Genomic DNA, 17896 nt, shown 5'->3' with positions numbered 1-17896 from the left:
CTCACCCGACAGGATCAACTCGGCCTTCGGCCGCCCAGTACGCGCCACAGGCCAAGCCTACACATCTGAACGGAATTCCTGACTCAGAAGACTAGCTTCGGTGAGAACGGACATTGTGGGCGGCGCACTGATCTGGGCCGACTCGGTTGGGTGACGGTGAAGAGACTCTTGGGATCTCGCTCTGTCTGTGTTCCGGATACTCAGGAGTTCCGATTCTGGGTGCGGACGATCGCTGCGGCGATTGCCGCGACTCCGCCGCCGAGCATGCCTGCCGCAGGGACCGCTGCACCGTGGTCGACGAAGTACTTCGCGACCCAGAGGTATCCGGCCACAGCGCCGCTGCCGACGAGTGCACCGGCTGCTCGCAGCGCCAGATTGGCCAAGTCAATCCGTCGCTGGTGGATCTGGTTGAGGCTCTGCTGCTCGAAGTCCTGCTCGACCAACCGTAGGATGCGCTCGCCGGCGCCGGGGACCACGCAGTTCCAGCGCTCTACCTGCTCGCCGGCCAGCAACTCCTGATAGGGGCGATTCGGCTGTGTGGACTCCTGAAGGCTGGTGAGCGCCTCGGGAGTGGCGCCACCAGGCTCCTCAGACGGCATCACGGCTGTCACCGCTCGCCCCTCTCGACAATGTTGCATGGGTCTTCGGGTGCAGGCTCATGCAGCTTCGGTGGCCTGCCGAGCTGCATGAGCACCCGGTCCTGTGTTTCCTCGAAGTTGCGCAGTGCCCGCTTCCGAGAGGGCGGCTCGCTGCCCCTGCCGAGTAGTGCCAGGCGGTCGGACCTTATGAAGGCGATCGGGAAGAGCCACACATCGAGCAATCCGCTCACGAATGCTCCGGTCTGAGAGCCTGCCGCGCCACTGCCAAGCTGCGACCGTGGCACGGCAGGGCTTGACTCCCTTCGAGTGTCGCTCCAACGTGCAGTCAGTAGCGCGGCAGCCCCGAGCAGTGCCCACAAGGCGAAGAAGCTGCTCATCGACCACCAGCCGTGGTTGTGATGGGGATATTTGGATTTCCCCACTTGTCGCTCTGGGGTGGGGCAAACCTGCTCTATTGATCTCCCCATCGATTGTGTGATCCTCCCGGCGTGTCGAACTGGTGTCGGCGTGTCGTGGAGAACCTGCGTGAGCTAGGAGTTCGGCCTGTTCGGGGGCCTGAATGTTCACTCGGGAGGAAGACGTGGACGCTCATGCTCTGCGTCGTCAGGGATGGAATCTCTGCGATCGCTCGGCATCTGGGCCGTGATCGCAAGACGATCCGTGCCTACCTGAACGGCGAGCGAACCCCCGGCGAGCGGCGCGAAGGCCCGGACGCGTTCGTGCCGTTCCTGCCTTATTGCCGCCAGCGCCTCGCCGACGATCCGCATTTGTGGGCCTCGACGTTGTTCGACGAGGTGTCCGAACTCGGTTATGAGGGCGCGTACTCGACCTTCACTCGGGCCCTGCGCCGGTATCAGGTCCGGCCGCATTGCGAGCCCTGTCACGCCTCCACCGGCCGGAACGTCGCGGTGATCGCGCATCCGCCTGGCGAGGAGATCCAGTTTGACTGGCTGGAGCTGCCGAGCCCGCCGGAGGGGTGGGGAGTGGGTGAGCACGCCCATCTGCTGGTTGGCGCGCTCGCCCATTCGGGCCGGTGGCGGGCGGTTCTTTCGGAGTCCGAGGACTTCCCGCACTTGGTCCAGGCCCTCGACGAGGTCATGCGCAAGTTCGGCGGGACGGCCCGTCGGTGGCGTTTCGACCGGATGGCGACGGTCTGTTATCCCTCCAGCGGGCAGGTGACCTCCTCTTTCGCTGCCGTCGCCAAGTACTACGGAGCCGGCGTCGACATTTGTCCGCCCCGTCGTGGCAACCGCAAGGGAGTGGTGGAGAAGGCCAACCACTCCGCCGCCCAGCGCTGGTGGCGCACGGTTCCGGACGGGCTGACCGTCGTCCAGGCCCAGTCCGGCGTCGACAAACTCGCCGTCCGGATGGACGAGCGGCGCCGCCGCATCGACGGAGTGGCCACCACGGTCGGTGAGCTCGCCGCGGCCGAGCCCATGCTGGAGATCCCGGTGCGGCCGTTCCCGGCCGAGCTGGAAGTCGAGCGGACGGTCAGCCCGCAGAGCCTGGTCCAGTTCGACGGGAACTTCTACTCCGTCCCTCCAGGCCTGCCAGGAGTCCAGGTCAAAGTGCTCAACCGCCTGGGCGACGACGTCCTGCGGATCGCCACCGCGGGCCGGGCGGTCATCGCCCAGCACCGCCTGGCCCCTCGGGGATCCGGGCAGACCATCCGGGACGACGGCCACGTCATCGCGCTGGAGCGAGCTGTGCTCGCGTCGTTTTCCGACCGTGCCCCGTGCAAAACCAAGGTCCGAAGGCCGCCCTCGGCGGCCGCCCTCGCGGAAGCCGAGCGTCTGCGCGGGCTTCCGGCGGCCGGGGATCCGGCCGAACGGGTCGTGATCGACCTGTCCCACTATGCCGCCGTGGCCGACCGGCTGCGGACAGCTCCCTCACCGAAGGAGGAGAACGAGGAGTGAGTACGCCATCGTCGCCAATGCAGATGAGCGAAGCACGCCGCTTCCAGCAGCTGCGAGGCCACCTGTCCTACCTCAAGCTCAACGATGCCGCCGAGGCCCTCAACCGGGTCCTCGACCAGGCCCGGAGCGAACGGATGTCGCTGACCGCGGCCCTGGAACGGCTGCTCGAGATCGAGGTCGAGGCCACCGAGGCCCGCCGGCTGGCGGCCCGGCTCCGGTTCGCCTGCCTGCCCGAACCCTGGACCCTGAACGACTTCGACTTCGCCGCCCAACCGGGCGTCGATGAAAAGCTCATCCGGGACCTGGCCACCCTCCGCTTCCTGGACGACGCCTCCAACGTCCTGTTCGTCGGGCCGCCCGGAGTCGGCAAAACCATGTTGTCCGTCGCGCTCGGCCGGGCGGCAGTCGAAGCGGGGCACCGCGTCTACTTCACGACCGCCGCCGAGCTCTCGGCCCGCTGCCACAAGGCCGCTCTCGAAGGCCGGTGGAAGTCCTGCATGAACTTCTTCGCCGGCCCGAAGCTGCTGGTCATCGACGAACTGGGCTACCTCCCCCTGCCTGAGGACGGCGCGTCCGCGCTGTTCCAGGTGATCAATCAGAGGTATCTCAAGTCGTCCACGATTTTGACTACAAATGTCGGGATCGCGGACTGGGCGGGCGCCTTCGGTGATGCCACCGTCGCCGCGGCCATGCTCGACCGACTCCTGCACCGGGCCGCCGTCGCGGGCATCGACGGCCCTTCCTACCGACTGCGCGGCCACCGGAACCAGGCCGAAACGCTCCGAGCCGGGGTGAACGCTCGTGTCTCCTGACAGCTCCAGCCCCGACACCACCGAGGTTGCATCCGAGATGGCCCGGCTCTGCCCGCACTGCGAGACCGTCTTCACCGTCGCCGAGCGCACCAGCCGCCAGGTGTTCTGCTCTCCCACCTGCCGCGAACAGAACCGCCGCCGCATTCCGGTCCAGCGGACCTGCCCGCAGTGCAAGAACGAGTTCACCACTGACATCAGCCCCCGCCGGATCTTCTGTTCCCCGGAGTGCCGGACCGCGGCCCGCGCCAGCGAGAACGCGATGGAGAGCCGGACCTGCCCGGTCTGCGACGGCACCTTCGACTCGCCCAAAACCATCCGGAAGGTCTACTGTTCCCCGACCTGCCGCAGGGATGCCGAACGCTACCGTGACCAGGCCCGAGAGCAAGACCGAGCCCGCCGCCTCGGCGAAACGCCTTACCCGGCCACGGCCTTGCCTCCCGTGGTGCCCGGACTGCCAGCGACACCCAAACCCGCGGCACGACCCGCCTACCGCCAGGCCCCGGAACGGGACCCGCTGGAGCCCACGGCAACCCGCAACTGCCCCCACTGCCAGCAGCCCGTCACCATTGTCGCTCTCCTGGCGACACCGGAAGCGGCCCGCCCTTCTGTTCCCACCGGCCTTCCCGATGTCGTCCCGCTCCGCAGGGCTCCATGAGAGCACGATCGACTGGTCGGCAGCCGAAAACCCCGGCTGCCGACCGCCAGATGCTGACACGTTGACCCGCCGGTGAGCCGTGGCTGGGCTCTACGCTGCTGCGATGAAGGACAGCAAGCTGATAGTCGACCTACGCGGTCGGCAGATAGAGACACTCAACGATTTCTGGGACGCGGTTGCCGAGCCGTGCGGGCTGCCGGAGTGGTTCGGCCGGAACCTGGACGCGTGGTCGGACACGATCGAGACGCGCGGCATCTCGGAAGTCATCGACAGCCACGACGTCCTGGTCGTGCACGTCGACCAGCAGGGACTCTTCGAAGGGAACCGCCGGGAGGCCCAGATCTTGGCCGACATCTTTGATGGTCAGCAGAATCGACTCGCTGTCCACGCTAGGGCCTGACGCCACTTCGCGGTCGAGGTGGGGCTGATCAATTGCGGCCAGCCGACGTTCACGATCACCGGCCCCGCCGACCTGACGGTCGGCGGGGCCCGCGCATGCTCGTCCACTCCCCACTCTCCCCACACCGTTGAGCAACCAACAAAGTGAGGCGAAGAGCGTCCCTGGTCGTTTTCAAGGATCGCCATCAGGCTGCTGGTAGGGCACCCATTAGGAGGACTAGAGCGATCGTGAGCAGGGCGCCGACTACGACGCCGACGCATCTGCGCAACCAAGAGGGAAGGCGGTGTGCCTCTATCGAGGCTGCGAGGAACTCCATGGCGTTGGAGCCGAGTTGATTGCGCAGGTCAGGGACCCAGGGACATGGCCTCGACGATGCGCTTTCCTCAGTAGAGCCAGTCAGCGTGGCGATTTTGGCCTTCCCAGGCGCGCGCCGCGTCCTCGATCTCCTGCCGGCTGTCGAGCCACTGCCGAAGACGTGGCCAGCCTGACAGCAGCGTAAAGTTCGCGATCTCCACCAGCTCGCCCTCCTGGTTGAGGACGCGGCCACGGAGAAGTATGTCCATGGCGACAGCGGCACCAGGAGAGCCCTCACAGTCCAGCGCAGTCCGGGCAATCCGCTGCCGGGTGGGCTGAATGTGATTGCCAAGCTTGATCAACTGGAGGAGGACACCCGTGGCAGCCTGCCGTTCATCCGTGCTCAACTGCTCGTAGATCCCCTCGGCGAGGGTCGCCCCAATGCCTGCGATCCCGCCTGCGTCCAGGTAGGCCGATATGGTCAGCCTTGTGTCCTGCCGGTCTTGCCACAGGTTCCACAGCGCGGGTTGTAGCAGGGACAGCCGATCAGCCGGAGGAACCCCCGCAAGGTCCTGCAACAGCAGGTCAAATAGACCGGGTTCTAGGCTAAGGCCCGCCCTCTCGGCCGGACGCTGGATCGCCGCACGGAGCCCTTCATTCGACAGCGGCCCGAGGAGAATCGCGTCGCGCAATGCCGTCGATAGTTGCGGGAACTCAAACCAGTGTTCAGCGCAGACGGTCGACAGAGCGAAGACGACAAGTGCAACCGGTGATTCCCCGTTCCGGCCAGGACCGGCCAGGGCCGAGAGGGTGTGGAGGAAGGCGCGTCCGGTGAGCCTCGCATCGTCGCCGGCCAGGACAACGACGGGTGCGTCGTCTTCGCGATCTCGCCTCGCCTGTCCGCTGCACTCGCGGACGCCGAGCACTCCAGGTTGCGTGACGTCGCTGCCTCCTGGACTCGGCTTCGTGCGGAGGACGGCGAGGTCATCGACACGGAGATCGCGGACGCGATCGTGAGTGATCTGGCTGCTCTCGTCAGCTGTGCCCGGCGCCATAATCAGAGCGTCTACTGCTGGGTCGCGTAGCAGTTCATGTTCGGAGCCAGATGACGACGGCCGCCGCGGTGGCGGTGCCGAGGAAGACGTAGCCGCGCTCAAGATCGGATACGCGCGGGGCTCGACCGGCGGGCAGAAGCTCGAACGGCAGCTCGACGCGCTCACCGCCGCCGGATGCCGGAAGAGTTTCGCGGACAAGAAGTCCGGCAAGAACGCGCTCCGCCCGGAGCTGAAGGCATGCCACGCCTTCCTCGACCCAGGCGACACCCTCGTGGTCCCCTCACTCGACCGCTACGGCCGCAGCCTCCAGGACCTCATCAACATGGTCGCCGAGCTATGCGACCGAGGGATCGGCTTCACCTCACTCCACAAGAACCTGGACACCACCACCCCCGGCGGCCGACTCGTCTTCCACGTCTTCGCCGCCCTCGCGGAGTTCATCCGCGAACTCATCGTCATCGGCACCAATGAGGGCCTGGCCGCCGCCCGCGCCCGCGGCCGCGTCGGCGGGCGCCCCAGCGTCGCCACCGAGGAAGTCCTCAAGGCCGCCCGCGACCTGCTGCCCGACCCCGGCCGCTCCATCACCTCGATCGCCAAGCTCCTCGGCGTCTCCCCGGCACTCTCTACAACCACATCCCTGACCTGCGCCAACTGCGCGCTAGCGCCGTCCCCCGTCAGCTTGAAGCTCGCACGAGGTAGGCGAACCCCAGCAATCGTTCTCACGGGATTTCCTGTACCTCAACTACTCACACCCGGAGTCTCCCACTGCCCCCTGGCCACCCCATCCGTGTCCGGTACGACGGCGCACCAGTCGCCCAGCGCCGCATCGGCCAGCATGAGGGAGAAACCATCTATGATCTCGGAGAGTGTGTCGGCTCCACCGGGGTAGTTCCGGTAGGCCAGTTCGCCGTGCGGCAGCGGGGCCACGAAGGCGGTGAAGCCGTCTTCCAGCAGCTCCGCTCTGGGGCTCAGCTCCGGCTCGGTGGCCACGCAAACCAGCGAGCGCGGCCTCAGCAGTCGGGCCACTTCGGCTGTGCTCTCCGGCGTCACGCGGAACCATCTGCACCCGTGAGCGCCGTACGCCCAGCGCTCGCAGACCAGGGTCAGGCGCTCGGACGCCTCCGCCACCCTCGCCCAGAAACCCGCGTCCGCGACGGCGTCGACGGGGTCCGAGACCTCTATGGGTTCAGGAGCCGCGTCTCGCCACAGGAACGTCACGCTCTCACCATGGAATCCCGCCAGATCGGCGGCCACCGCTGGTGTGGTGTAGAGGTGTACCGCTCCGTCCCATCCCGACTCGATCTGAAGTCTCCCGGGTGCAGCAAGCTGACAATACGGCCCGCGCCCGGCTGCCATTCCCTCGGCAAGACCTATCGCTTGCGGCGGCCGGACCTCCGCACCATTGCGCAGGCCGCGGTGCTCTTCGGGAAGGGGCTCGCTCACCAGCAGCCCGCCCACCTCCAGGAGGTCTGCCCCACTCTTCTCAATCGCGGCTCCGAGCACCTCGCGAAGCTCCGCCGCATACGCGCTCCAGGCAGCGGCTTCCGCCAACTCCACTCGCACGCGCTCGCTGCGGGGGCCGATGATCAGCTCTTTACGCATTTCGCCAGCCACTTGAGTCCTCGCAGCTCTCCGTTCGGCCCGATGCCCAATCGTACGTTCCGTCTCGGGCCGAGCCCCCAACGGCGGCCGGGCAGCGAAGGCGAGCTTCCGTGGCCGCCGCTACCTTGCACCCAGGGTCAGTGATGGGAGACCAGGGCCGAGAGTCCCGCGGGTTCAGCGAAACTGAGGGTTCTTCGTCGGGAACCGACGGGTGTTCCGGCTCTCTGGAGGGTTTCGACCCGTGTGTTCTGGATGAACTCAAGGTGCTGGCTCATCGGTTAAGTGTGTTGAGCCGTGTATCACGCTGAACCTCTTCCCAGTAGTGGGCGGCGGCTGTGACGATCGCTTGAAAGTCGTGCAGCGACACGACTGCGACGTGGGGCGTGCGCGTCCCCACGGGCGGTTCGGTGGGCTCGCCGATCACGATCGCGTTCGTGCCGTGGACGTACCCGCGGACCAGGCAATGGTCGAGGGACTCGGCAGCCCCCAGCAGCGACGCATCGTTTAGGGCGGCATCGGAGCGCAACACGGACAGCATCGCGGCCGGGTCAGCGTCGGGCTGAGCCAGACGCGGGTCCTCAAGCCTGGCCTGTTCTGCAATGTCAGCATCATCGAGCCGAGGATGCAGGGCTCTGAATCGCCCATGATTATCGAGTCCACGATGAGTTGGAAACGAAAGAAACGCGCATCCCAGGGGTCACCTGCTGGGGTCAAGATCAGCCCGAATCGGCCGTCGTCGGTTGAGATGCGCATGCCTAATGACCTCCCGTGGTGTTCCTCGGCTTCTGATGCTAGAAGCTGCCGAGCGGCGTCGCCGTAGCGGATGGCGGTCTTCTCGTCGATGCCGAAGACGAGCGCGAGGTGGAGCGGGTCGGCGCCGTGGGTGAGGGCCTCTTCGAGCTGTCGGTCGACGCGGAGCCGTTCCAGGGTGGCGGTGAGGTTGCGGGTGGCTCGGGTGGTCCAGAGCTTGCCAGCCGGGCCGAATTCGACGGCGGTCTTCTGGGTGATCAGCAGGTGAGGGTTGGCCGTGTTCGGCCAGCGGCTGCGGCGGTGGTCGAGCCAGTCCAGCACCGCCTGACGGGTGAGATCGTCGAGTGGCCGGACGTGGCCGCCGACGGTGATGCGCCTGTTGCCCAGGTCGACGTCGTCCAGCTGCATGGTGCGGATCATCTTCGGCCGTGCCGCGTGGACGGCGGCCAGGGCGACGATGAGCCGGATGTCCGGGGTGGTGGCGGCGCCGATGGCCTCGTCGATGTCTGTCTGGACGAGAGCTTGGGGGATGCCGCCGGTCTGTCGGGGGACACGGATGCGGATCGTGGGGTTGCGGAAGATCTGACCGTTCTTCTTCGCGTGTCGGAACAGTGACCTCAGGGCGACGATCCGGCTTTCGCGCTGTTTGCCGGTGACAGCGTCCCGGGCCGCAACGATGTCTTCCCGGGTGACTTCTCGCAGGTGGTCGTAGCGGCTGGACCATTCCAGCAGCACCGGCTGGATCTCGTTGAGGTAGACCCATGCCGTCTGCCGCGACCGCGGCTCCGACCGCGGCCCGCCATCGAGCAGGGTGCGGATCCAGGCTTCGACGACGCGATGGATGCCCGGGGGCATCCCGTCGAGTTTTCACTCCAACCACCGGTCGACGGCGGGGGCCCGCTCGTCGGTGAACAGGCCGAGTCGGTCGAGAACTTCGGCGATCCGCACGACCGGAAGTCCGCGGACGCGTAGGGCCGGGAAGAGCTCGGAGTACCGGATCGACTCACCTTCGCGGAAGCCGGACAGCACGATGACCAGGGCTCGGTTCATGTCACTGGTGATCCAGCGGCTCCAGCCGCGGGCCTCTCCCAGTGCCCGGGCGGCCTGTTGAGCCCGGATCAGCCAGGGATTGGCCAGGTCAGCGTGGAGTTCTCGGTCGAACCGGCGGAAGTCCCGAGCGGCAGTGAACAGGGTCAGTTGCGTTGACGTCGTGATCACGCGATGCGGTTCGGGGAGGGGCGGCGGCTTCAATACGCGCCGTCCGGCCTTGCCGACTCGCGGCCCTCCGTTCTTGGGCCGCTCGAGGTTCGCGAAGAACAGCTGCTGGCAGGTCACCCGCCGTAGGTACGGCTCGATCACCGACGCCTTGCCGCTGGCTTTGATCGCCCACGTCGCCTGGGCCCGGCAGAGGCGGCAGTAGCCGTACTTGTCGTCGACCGGGACCGGCCGCCGGCAGCCGACGCACTCGCCGACGGCATGTTGCTGGGCGTAGGTGTAGCAGCCGCGGCAGAACCGGCCGGGCAGCTGCCCCCAGGCGAAACAGCCCGAGCAGGAGGCCGCCGGCTTGCTCTCGCTGATCTTCCCCATGATGTGACCAGGTCACATCGGCGGCAGGGAACGGCCGTCGCGGCGCTTGGGCACGACGGCCGGGGCCACCATCGAGCCGGTCGTGGCCTCCTGGACTCCAGCCTGCTGACCTGGGCGGCTGACCTTCCCGGGCTCGGGAATCAGCAGATCGCCGATCTCACAGCCGAGCACGACACAGATCACGTCCAGGTCCTCCAGCTTGAGGGAGACCGGCTGGCCGGACCACAGGCCGGACATCTTCCCGGCCGAGATCACCAAGCCGTGCTCGGCCAGGCTCCGCTGGAGCTCGGACGCCTTCCAGATCCCCTTGTTCGCGGCGGTCAGCCGCAGGTTCCACTTCATCCCATCAGTCCTTCCAGCCGCTTCGCGGCCCGCTGCTGCCCGGACACCCAGGCGTCCTCGACCCGGGTCTGCTGAACGTGGATGTACCGCATCGTGGTGGCGATCCAGGAGTGTCCGAGGACCTCTTGGATCCCGAGCAGATCAAGTCCTCCGAAGTAGAGCTCGGACGCGCAGAAGTGCCGCAGAACGTGCGGGGTGAGCGTGTCGGCCCAGCCGGGCAGATGGGCCTTCGCTGCGGCGGCCAGGCCGTTGCGCAAGGCGTCGTCGCCGGCGCGGCGTGAGGAGCCGTCGGTGTTCTTGCGCTCGGAGGGGAACAGCGGTGCCCCGGGGCGGGTGTGGTCGTCGTCGAACTGGCCCCAGACGTCCTCGATGAACCACCGCAGCGTGCGGTCGGCGCCGTTGATCAGCGGGACCATCCGCTCGCGCGGACCCGATCCGCGGGCGCCCTTGCCGTGGCGGACGTGGAGCTTGCCGAAGCGGCCCAGGTCCCACTTGATGTCGGTCAGGTCGAGTTTGCATGCCTCGCTCACCCTGAGTCCGACCTGCGACATCAGTTTCGATGCGGTGTAGTTCCGCGCTGTCGGGGCGAACTTGCGGCAGGTCGCCAGCTCGCCGCCCCAGCCGGTGAACAGGACCTTGATCTCCGGCTCGGTCGGCGGGATCCGCAAGGCGGCGTCCTTGGATCCGCGCGGCCGGTTCATCTCGTCGATCGGACACTCGACGACCCGCCCGGTCATCCGATGGATCTCGACCTTGTGCCGCAGCTCCAGGAACAGGAAGTACGTGGTCAGAGCCTGCGCGCGGGCCAGCCGGGTGCCGCTCGGCGAGTCCCGCAGCACCTTCCCGAAGTACCCGTCGGCGTCGGCCGGCTCCATATCCCACAGCGGCCGGCCGAACCAGGCCCGCATCTGGTCCAGGTGCCCGACGTCTCCGCGGATGGTGCCGTCCGCCAGCCCTGCCGAAGCCCGCGCGAGGACGAACCCGGCGAGGACGTCGGTCTCGAACTGCTCCAGTTCCTCAGCCGAGGCCGGATCGCGGAACTCGCGCAGATCGCGTACGGCTGCCAGTGCCAACCCGAGCCTCCTCGCCTTCACCCCGATCGCAGATCGATCGGACGAAGTGAGAACGCTTCAAGAATCCTGAAGTTACGTCACTGGCTCGAAGAACATCGCAAGGAGACAGAACAACCTGGCCACGGGGACAAGGACTCAGCAGGGCTCAGGGGAACTCGCGGGATGTCGCACACTCCGGCACGTCGCTCCGGACCAGCGACTCCCTCCGGGCGTGCGTCCCCCGGCGGACGCCGGGAGACGGGTCGACCTCCGCGGCGTCGCTGCGCGATCCGCGGGATAGTCACGCGCTGCTCGGTACGCCTGCGTTCGCGAGGATGTCGCGTGCCGGCAGCGTCGTGCTCTGGGCGGCGGTCAGACCGGAGGCCGCCAAGTGCGCGTCCACGATCCGCAGGCCGGCCGCGTATCCGGCGAAGTCAGGCAGTCCGACCGGCTGGTGCCCCATGCGCGCTGCGGTGGCGTCGCCATACACGTAGGCGGGCAGGTTCTGCATCCCGGCCACATCGATCCCGGCCGCAACCTTATCGCAGACGTCGTCCAGTTCCGGGCCGGACAGCGACGTCGCCCAGGGCCCCATGGCCGGCTCGCCCGCCAGTTCCCGTACGAACGCCTCGGCCAGCCCCTCGGCCACGACCTGCTCGCCAACCGTGACCGTCATCGGGTTCCAGACCACATTGGCGTAGCGCACGTTGTGGTGGAGCTCGTGCGCGGCGACGTAGCCGATCTTCGCCAGGCTGGTCTCGGTCGGCCACATCGTCAGCTGAATCGCCCCCGGGATACCGCCCATACCGAGGTAGCCGGCGTTGCGGACCGTCAGAAGGTCGTCATCGGGATCGCCGAGCACCAGGACAACATGTACGGTCTCGGCGCTCTTGACCCCGGGCACCGCGCCACTCAGCCGCTCCCACGCCGCGGCGAGGCAGTCCTCGATCTGGTCCCACACCCCCGCATCCCGCATCTGCCCCAGCGCCACCAGATAGCGCGGGTCCTCACGGTCGGCCCGGAAGCCGCTGCCCATCTGGTGCATCTGAACCACGTCCACGCCCACCGTGGACATCACACTCTGCAGAGGGCTGAGCATGTCTCGCAGGGCGTTCGGCCGCTCCGCCAGCGGGCGCTGCAGGAGATCGAACATGGAGGACGCCGTGTCATGAACAATGATCTTCATGACCTGGGACCGTAGGGCCTCACGTTACGGGAGGGTCAAGCCATCAGGTCTTCCGCCTCTCACTCCTGCCGCACCCCCGGCTCACTCCGGTCGGTCAGGACCCGGCTAACGTGGCCGAGCACGACGCCCACATCCCCGGAAGAGAAGTAACAGGCTGCTCTCGGAACTCGACAACGCCGATGTCCGCCGGGAGAGGGTGCTCTCGTCACTGACCTACAACTGCTCGCGGCCTTCGGGCTCTGGTCCACTTCTTGTGGTGCCGCCACGCGGGGTGATCCATGGGTGTTGAGGGGGTCATGGACCTCGAGTCAGAACGGCGGGTCGTCGCTGTAGCCGCCGCCTGTCCAGTTGCCGTCCCAAGAAGCGCGGGCGGCTCTGAGGCGGGCGTAGTGCTCGCGGGCCGCGATGTCGGACGCGTTCTCCAGTCCGCTGGTTTCGTGGCCCCAGGCCTTCAGCGCGTCCAGGACGCGGTCTCGGTGGTGTCGGTCAGTGCTGGTGGCCAGTAGGCGGCGGGCGTGGTCGGCCAGATCTGCCTGGTGTTGGGTGAGGAGGGGGTGCTCGATGAGGGGGATGGCAGCGACAAGGGCGGTGTGGCGGACGTCGGCGTCGTCATGACCGAGAAGGCGATGAACCGCGGAGAAGATCGCCGGGCGTGCGTCCCGGAACGTCCGCATCTGCTCATCGTGAATTCCCTCACCGTAGAGGCGTTCGTCAATGGCAACGCACTCGTCGTTGGCGTCGTAGGCGGTGTCACCGAGCCAGTCGAGCAGCTGCACGAGAGTCGGGCTCTGTGTCTCGACGTCGGGGTTGTCGTCGCCCGCCGTGATGGCCGGATGGTTGAGGATCGCCGCGACGTAGAGCGCCACTGGGAGAGTGGCCTCGTAAATGCTGTTCTGGTGAGTCACTGGCCCCAGCGCATCGTGCAGAGCCGACTCCCTGATGACCGGGTCGGCGTCGGTGAGGAGTGTCAGTGCCGCCGGCAGAGACTCGCCCGTCCCGCAGGCTGTCGCGAGCGACGCCCAGTTCGTACTGTCCAGCAGTGTTTGAAAGGGAGGGAGGGCGGCGGGGTCAGGCTGCTCGTTCTGGCTGCTGCTGTCGGTCACAGGCTGAGGCTATTGCGTTGACGAGCCAGAGTTGTACGCGGGTGTCACGCGTAAAGCAGGACGCGCTTGCGGAGGAGTTCGAAGCCTGCACGGCCGAACATCTGGCGCTTCAGCATCTTGATCCGGTTGACATGGCCCTCGACGACTCCGGAGTTCCACGGCAGCGAGACTGTGTCGCCGCCCTGTCGCTTGTAGTCGACCTCCACCGATCCCGCCGGGGCGACCCAACCGAGCCTGACCACCTGGTCGAAGCCCACGCGGCGGACGCCGAGGCGCCGGGCGGTCTGGTCCGGTGCCTAAAGATCCCGTTTGTTGTCAATGGCTCTTATTTCGGGGCGAGTTGGGAGCGCACCGCACAGGCCGCCTACGCGTACGCGAGCCCGGATTCACACCTGCAGGGGACACGAAACGGGGGCCGGCACCCATCGGTGCCGGCCCCCGTGAACTCTTGCGCCGACACACGGCGGGCGGCCCTCTCGGCGGTCAGCCGGCCGCCACAACCGGCCCCTGACCGAACCGCGGGACATCGTCCGCGGTGACATCCAGGCGGATCCGCTGGAAGCGGAGCGGGTGCCTGAAAACGCCCCGGTCAACGGCCCGATCGGCGCTGACTTCCGCCACCAGGTCCGGGCGGACGAGCACCACGTCCAGGACATCACGACTTCCCCACGACGCCGCGAACCGCACCCCCTCGAAGGGGTGCCCGGGGCCGGCTGCGGCAAGGTGCGCGCCGACCTGCCGCGCGGTGTCCGGGCGCAGCGGCGTGGTCCGGCCGACCGCGCGCAGTCGACCGTCCTGGTCGAGGCGACCGAGGACGAGGAGCCCGGGGCGGGTCAGGGTGCCGCTGACGGCGCCAATGATCGCTTCGGTGGAGTCCCGTCTTCACTGGTGAAGTGTCGGTATCTGTAGCGTGCGCAATTCCGTGACACCGGGCTGGCGTCGAGCTTGGGTAGCGACAGCATCTGTGCACCGGTTCGAATGCGCTCAGGTCCGAAGCCGGTCTACGAGAACGGGGGACCCTGGCGTCGGTTCCGGGGCCTGTGAACCGCACTGGGCTCAATGCACTCGCGAGGTGTTTCCCCGTCCGCGTACGGTCTGCCCATGACGAGGACCACGCCGACCAGACCTGTGCCCGTGGAGGCTGTGTTCCCAGAGCTCGCCGCCCATCGGGGCCGGACCACCCGACTGCACCCCAGACCGGGGCAACCTGGCATGCTCGAGAGCCATATCGGCGGGCCGATGCTGTGGCCGGCCGACGAGCCGTGGCCGGTCTGCCAGGAGCCCCACCAGCCCGAGACCGAGGGGTACGAGCCGGACGAGATCCGCAGTGCCCGGGCCGCGGGCGTCTGGCCGCGGAGCCAGCCGCGGCCGGGCTCCGGAACGCCCGGGGACGACGGCCCGGTGCCGTTCGTATGCCTCGCCCAGTTCTTCCGCCGGGACATCCCGGCTCTGGCGGCCGGGCCCGATGGTGCGGATCTGGTGCAGATCTTCCGCTGCCCGTTCAACCACGGTCCGTACCTGGAGCGCCGTTACCACCTGCGGTGGCGGCGGGCCGCAGAGACCGAGCGCGCGGAAAGCTTCCTCGCCGCCCCGCCCGAAGTGCCCATGCTGCGATGGGAGCACGAACTCCCCGAGCCGTGTGTCCTGCATCCCGAAAAGGTGGACACCTATCCCTGGGCAGAGGACGACACGCTGCCTGCCTCTCTGATCGCCCGCATCGACGCGTGGGACGACGCCCAGGCGGCGGAACACGGCCCGGATGCCCCCAGCTACCAGTTCGACCTGTCGATCCCGCCCGGCTGGCGGGTGGGCGGCTTTCCGAGCTGGGCGTCGACAGGCCCGATGGCCATCGGCTGCGAATCCTGCGCGACCCCGATGCGGCTGCTGCTGACCGCCGACGGCTACGAGATGGACGCCGGCTCGCACAGCTGGGTACCTCTGGAGGACCGCGACCCGTCCCTGCGGGGGAAGGCCTCGATCCAGGGCGGCCCGTCCGTTGCCCAGCCGACCCGGCTCCGCTTCGGCCGGGACCGGGACCTGCACGTCTTCACCTGCCCGGCTGACCCCTGCCACCCACCCCAATGGGTTCTCTCCTAGGGGCGGTGAGTGGCCGCAGCAGGTGGCACACTCGCCCGGCGCGTACGCCCCGGCTTCATCCGTCCCGTGCCCGGCACGACGCCCCGGGCCCGGGCCCGGTAGCGGCCCGAGACCGAGGGGGCAGGCCAGCACGGGCCCCGGGCGCAGCAAAGCGGGGCCGTCACCGGCTGGTGACGGCCCCGCTCGCGTGCTGCCCTGGGCCGGCAGCTTGGCTTGCCGGGTCGCTGCCTGACCAGCGACTGCTGGAACGAGGGTGGGGCCACGCCCCAAGATCACCAACAGCATCAAGAAGTTGGGCCAGAGCCAAGACTCAGCACTGCTACGGTTCTGCCGAAGTCAGGACGCTCGAAGGGACTCTGAAAGACTCGGAGCATGCAGCCGTTCCCCGCGAACCCCGACAGCCTGGACGACCCCATAACGCTCCTCGACGAGCAAGGGACCTGCTGGGTTCTCCATCGCAAGCGCCTTGATTTCCGCATCGTTCGTCGGCTGGTCAAAGATGCGGGAACGACTGTCGTATGGGGGGATATGGGCGGCATTAGCCCTCGACTCGCGGCCGAAGCCGAGCGCCTCATGCTCTGGACCCGGATCAAAGACGAGTGCAAGGGCCCCGGCGGGACGTGGTCAACCGCTCGCTACTTGGCCCATGAGTTCCGCGCTGAGCCGGGACGCCGCATGCTCTATATCGAGGACCACTGCTGAGCGAACCCGCAGGTTTCGATGACGGAGAGTAACTGACCACATAGTTTGGACCAGAACCCCATTCTGGGTTCTGGCACACATTCCGTGAGGACGATCAACGGCGTTCTGCCACGGTGACGTCTCGTCATCTGGGACCGTGGTGCGGTGTGATGACCTCATAGCGGTGCTGATTCCGCACTTCAGGGCGGTTCTGGTGGAGCGGGTGTTCACGGAGTGCGGTGTGGTGCACATCGTGGCGAGAACCTTCGATGGCCCTGCTTCGTGCCCGGCCTGTGAGCTTCCGTCGAATCGCGTCCACAGCTGCTACCAGCGTCGGCTGGCTGATTCTCCGGTCGGTGGCCAGCCGGTGCTGATCGAACTGACCGTGCGGCAGCTGTACTGCGATAGCGACCTGTGTGGGCGCCGTACGTTCGTCAAGCAGGGCGCGGGGCTGACGTTCAGGTACGGGAGACGCACTCCTGCTTCGCGCCATGTTCTGGCGGTCGTTGCGGTTGCCCTCGCAGGCCGGGCCGGGGCCCGTCTTGTTGCTGCCCTGCAGACGAGGGTGAGCCGGACGACACTCCTACGGGCGATCATGGCCGTGCCTGATCCCGTGTGGACCGTCCCCAGGGTGCTGGGCGTCGATGACTTTGCCACCCGCCGCGGGCACCACTACGGCACTGTCCTCATCGACTGCGAGAGCGGCCGGCCTCTCGACCTCTTGCCCGGCCGCAACGCCTCCACCCTGGCCGGCTGGCTGCGCGAACATCCCGGCGCCGAGATCATCTGCCGTGACCGTGCCGGATCCTACGCCGACGGCGCCCGGACCGGCGCCCCGAACGCGGTCCAGGTGGCCGACCGCTTCCACCTCTGGCAGAACCTCGGCACCGCCGTCGAAGCCAGCGTCCGACTCCACATCAAGTGCCTCAAGGCGGCTTTCACCAGCCCTGATGGCCCTGCGAGCGATGGCGGCGACTCGAATGCGACGAAGTCGATGTCGCCGATCGAAGCTCGCATCAGAGAGCGGCACGCGACCATCCATGCCCTGCTGGCCCAAGGACACGGGATCCGGGAGATCGCCAGGGAACTGCACATGGGCGGTAACACCGTCCGCCGCAACGCCCGCGCGTCAGTCCCCGAACAGCTGCTGACCGGAAGGCGCCAGCCCCGGGCCAGCCAGCTCGACCCCTACAAGCCCCACCTGGACAAACTCTGGGCCGAAGGGCAAACCAACGCCATCCAGCTGCATGCCGAACTCCAGAACCTCGGCTACCGCGGGAGCTACCAGATCATCAGCGACTACCTGCGACCGAGGCGCCGCCGACGCATCCGCGTCGTCCCACCCGCACCACCGGGAATCCGCCGGGTCACCGGCTGGATGATGCGGCACCCCGAGAACCTGGCCGACGGGGAACGCCGACAGTTCGCCGCCATACTCGCCCATTGCCCTGAACTGAAGGCCCTCCACGCGCACGTCCGCGGCTTCGCAGAGATCCTTCAATCTCGCTCCGGCCAGTACCTCAAAGACTGGATCACTGCCACCCGCACCGCGGACCTGCCCCGCCTGCACACCTTCGCCACCGGGTTGGAGAAAGATTGGGACGCCGTGCTCCAGGGCCTGAGCACACGCTGGAACTCCGGCCCCGTCGAGGGCCGCGTCAATCACATCAAGATGATCAAACGCCAGATGTTCGGACGGGCCAAGCTCCCCCTTCTCCGCAAACGCGTCCTTCTCACAGCAGCAGCAAACAGGTGACCCGGCAGA

At 67.5% G+C, this 17896-nt stretch carries 19 protein-coding genes; 8 read left to right on the top strand and 11 right to left on the bottom strand.

The features are described 5' to 3' along the window. Window positions 1–200 precede the first annotated feature (200 nt). The gene (locus ABT123_RS34350; protein WP_351321972.1) at window positions 201–611 is read right to left on the bottom strand and encodes a hypothetical protein; all 411 of its coding nucleotides are present in this window, start codon (window positions 609–611) and stop codon (window positions 201–203) included. Between the two features lie 578 nt (window positions 612–1189). Between ABT123_RS34350 and ABT123_RS34345 the strand changes: the two genes are divergently transcribed. From ABT123_RS34345 to ABT123_RS34330, 4 genes are all read left to right on the top strand, one after another. Further along, on the top strand, window positions 1190–2515 hold the full coding sequence (locus tag ABT123_RS34345) for a Mu transposase domain-containing protein (protein ID WP_351321970.1): 1326 nt from the start codon (window positions 1190–1192) through the stop codon (window positions 2513–2515). A gap of 23 nt (window positions 2516–2538) precedes the next feature. Then, complete coding sequence (istB, locus tag ABT123_RS34340) at window positions 2539–3327, top strand: IS21-like element helper ATPase IstB (protein WP_249764154.1); 789 nt, start codon at window positions 2539–2541, stop codon at window positions 3325–3327. Further along, complete coding sequence (locus ABT123_RS34335; RefSeq protein WP_351321968.1) at window positions 3317–3982, top strand: hypothetical protein; 666 nt, start codon at window positions 3317–3319, stop codon at window positions 3980–3982. The genes istB and ABT123_RS34335 overlap by 11 nt, the downstream gene beginning before the upstream one ends. A gap of 103 nt (window positions 3983–4085) precedes the next feature. After that, a complete protein-coding gene (locus ABT123_RS34330) occupies window positions 4086–4382 on the top strand; it encodes a barstar family protein (RefSeq protein ID WP_351321966.1) in 297 nt (98 codons plus the stop codon). Window positions 4383–4765: 383 nt separating this feature from the next. On the opposite strand, the gene ABT123_RS34325 is transcribed toward ABT123_RS34330, so the two are convergent. Then, window positions 4766–5602, bottom strand: a complete 837-nt coding sequence (locus ABT123_RS34325) for an nSTAND1 domain-containing NTPase (RefSeq protein WP_351321980.1) — start codon at window positions 5600–5602, stop codon at window positions 4766–4768. A 91-nt stretch (window positions 5603–5693) separates the two neighbouring features. Between ABT123_RS34325 and ABT123_RS36815 the strand changes: the two genes are divergently transcribed. Then, window positions 5694–6620, top strand: coding sequence for a recombinase family protein (locus ABT123_RS36815; protein WP_502971151.1), 927 nt, complete (start codon window positions 5694–5696; stop codon window positions 6618–6620). A 984-nt stretch (window positions 6621–7604) separates the two neighbouring features. Here ABT123_RS36815 and ABT123_RS34310 read toward each other — a convergent pair. From ABT123_RS34310 to ABT123_RS34270, 9 genes are all read right to left on the bottom strand, one after another. Continuing rightward, complete coding sequence (locus ABT123_RS34310) at window positions 7605–7862, bottom strand: hypothetical protein (RefSeq protein WP_351321962.1); 258 nt, start codon at window positions 7860–7862, stop codon at window positions 7605–7607. Continuing rightward, window positions 7838–8938: a site-specific integrase gene (locus ABT123_RS34305; RefSeq protein WP_351321960.1), complete on the bottom strand. Its 1101-nt coding sequence runs from the start codon at window positions 8936–8938 to the stop codon at window positions 7838–7840. The genes ABT123_RS34310 and ABT123_RS34305 overlap by 25 nt, the downstream gene beginning before the upstream one ends. 12 nt (window positions 8939–8950) lie before the next feature. Continuing rightward, window positions 8951–9670 (bottom strand): hypothetical protein, encoded by a 720-nt coding sequence (locus ABT123_RS34300; RefSeq protein WP_351321958.1) that lies wholly within the window; start codon window positions 9668–9670, stop codon window positions 8951–8953. A 12-nt stretch (window positions 9671–9682) separates the two neighbouring features. After that, window positions 9683–10012, bottom strand: a complete 330-nt coding sequence (locus tag ABT123_RS34295) for a helix-turn-helix domain-containing protein (protein WP_014177719.1) — start codon at window positions 10010–10012, stop codon at window positions 9683–9685. After that, window positions 10009–11085, bottom strand: a complete 1077-nt coding sequence (locus ABT123_RS34290; RefSeq protein ID WP_351321955.1) for a tyrosine-type recombinase/integrase — start codon at window positions 11083–11085, stop codon at window positions 10009–10011. The genes ABT123_RS34295 and ABT123_RS34290 overlap by 4 nt, the downstream gene beginning before the upstream one ends. Before the next feature lie 280 nt (window positions 11086–11365). After that, window positions 11366–12250, bottom strand: a complete 885-nt coding sequence (locus ABT123_RS34285) for a DUF2268 domain-containing putative Zn-dependent protease (RefSeq protein ID WP_351321954.1) — start codon at window positions 12248–12250, stop codon at window positions 11366–11368. A 308-nt stretch (window positions 12251–12558) separates the two neighbouring features. After that, window positions 12559–13353 carry a hypothetical protein gene (locus ABT123_RS34280; protein ID WP_351321952.1) on the bottom strand — a complete coding sequence of 265 codons (795 nt, stop codon included), beginning with the start codon at window positions 13351–13353 and terminating at the stop codon, window positions 12559–12561. 44 nt (window positions 13354–13397) lie between these two features. Further along, window positions 13398–13610 (bottom strand): hypothetical protein, encoded by a 213-nt coding sequence (locus ABT123_RS34275; protein WP_351321982.1) that lies wholly within the window; start codon window positions 13608–13610, stop codon window positions 13398–13400. Between the two features lie 226 nt (window positions 13611–13836). Beyond that, window positions 13837–14139 (bottom strand): hypothetical protein, encoded by a 303-nt coding sequence (locus tag ABT123_RS34270; RefSeq protein ID WP_351321978.1) that lies wholly within the window; start codon window positions 14137–14139, stop codon window positions 13837–13839. A 315-nt stretch (window positions 14140–14454) separates the two neighbouring features. Here ABT123_RS34270 and ABT123_RS34265 point away from each other — a divergent pair, with 315 nt between their 5' ends. The 3 genes from ABT123_RS34265 (at window position 14455) to ABT123_RS34255 (ending at window position 17887) form a co-directional block, all read left to right on the top strand. Continuing rightward, a complete protein-coding gene (locus ABT123_RS34265) occupies window positions 14455–15450 on the top strand; it encodes a hypothetical protein (protein ID WP_502971150.1) in 996 nt (331 codons plus the stop codon). A 372-nt stretch (window positions 15451–15822) separates the two neighbouring features. After that, window positions 15823–16152 (top strand): hypothetical protein, encoded by a 330-nt coding sequence (locus ABT123_RS34260; RefSeq protein WP_351321949.1) that lies wholly within the window; start codon window positions 15823–15825, stop codon window positions 16150–16152. Window positions 16153–16315: 163 nt separating this feature from the next. Continuing rightward, window positions 16316–17887: an ISL3 family transposase gene (locus tag ABT123_RS34255; RefSeq protein ID WP_351321947.1), complete on the top strand. Its 1572-nt coding sequence runs from the start codon at window positions 16316–16318 to the stop codon at window positions 17885–17887. The last annotated feature ends 9 nt before the right edge of the window (window positions 17888–17896 follow it).

The sequence above is a fragment of the Streptomyces sp. NPDC002054 genome (genome assembly GCF_040296685.1).
GTDB lineage: Bacteria > Actinomycetota > Actinomycetes > Streptomycetales > Streptomycetaceae > Streptomyces.
The sequence above is the reverse complement of the archived record's forward strand: the minus strand, read 5'-3'. Positions and strand labels throughout refer to the sequence as shown.

What these genes read in the sequence shown, in the direction of transcription:
- ABT123_RS34330 (WP_351321966.1), top strand. Translation starts at nt 4,086, where the DNA reads ATGAAGGACAGCAAGCTGATAGTCGACCTACGCGGTCGGCAGATAGAG.
- ABT123_RS34300 (WP_351321958.1), bottom strand. Translation starts at nt 9,670, where the DNA reads ATGGGGAAGATCAGCGAGAGCAAGCCGGCGGCCTCCTGCTCGGGCTGT.
- istB (WP_249764154.1), top strand. Translation starts at nt 2,539, where the DNA reads ATGAGCGAAGCACGCCGCTTCCAGCAGCTGCGAGGCCACCTGTCCTAC.
- ABT123_RS34305 (WP_351321960.1), bottom strand. Translation starts at nt 8,938, where the DNA reads ATGCCCCCGGGCATCCATCGCGTCGTCGAAGCCTGGATCCGCACCCTG.
- ABT123_RS34345 (WP_351321970.1), top strand. Translation starts at nt 1,190, where the DNA reads ATGCTCTGCGTCGTCAGGGATGGAATCTCTGCGATCGCTCGGCATCTG.
- ABT123_RS34260 (WP_351321949.1), top strand. Translation starts at nt 15,823, where the DNA reads ATGCAGCCGTTCCCCGCGAACCCCGACAGCCTGGACGACCCCATAACG.
- ABT123_RS34285 (WP_351321954.1), bottom strand. Translation starts at nt 12,250, where the DNA reads ATGAAGATCATTGTTCATGACACGGCGTCCTCCATGTTCGATCTCCTG.
- ABT123_RS34265 (WP_502971150.1), top strand. Translation starts at nt 14,455, where the DNA reads ATGACGAGGACCACGCCGACCAGACCTGTGCCCGTGGAGGCTGTGTTC.
- ABT123_RS34295 (WP_014177719.1), bottom strand. Translation starts at nt 10,012, where the DNA reads ATGAAGTGGAACCTGCGGCTGACCGCCGCGAACAAGGGGATCTGGAAG.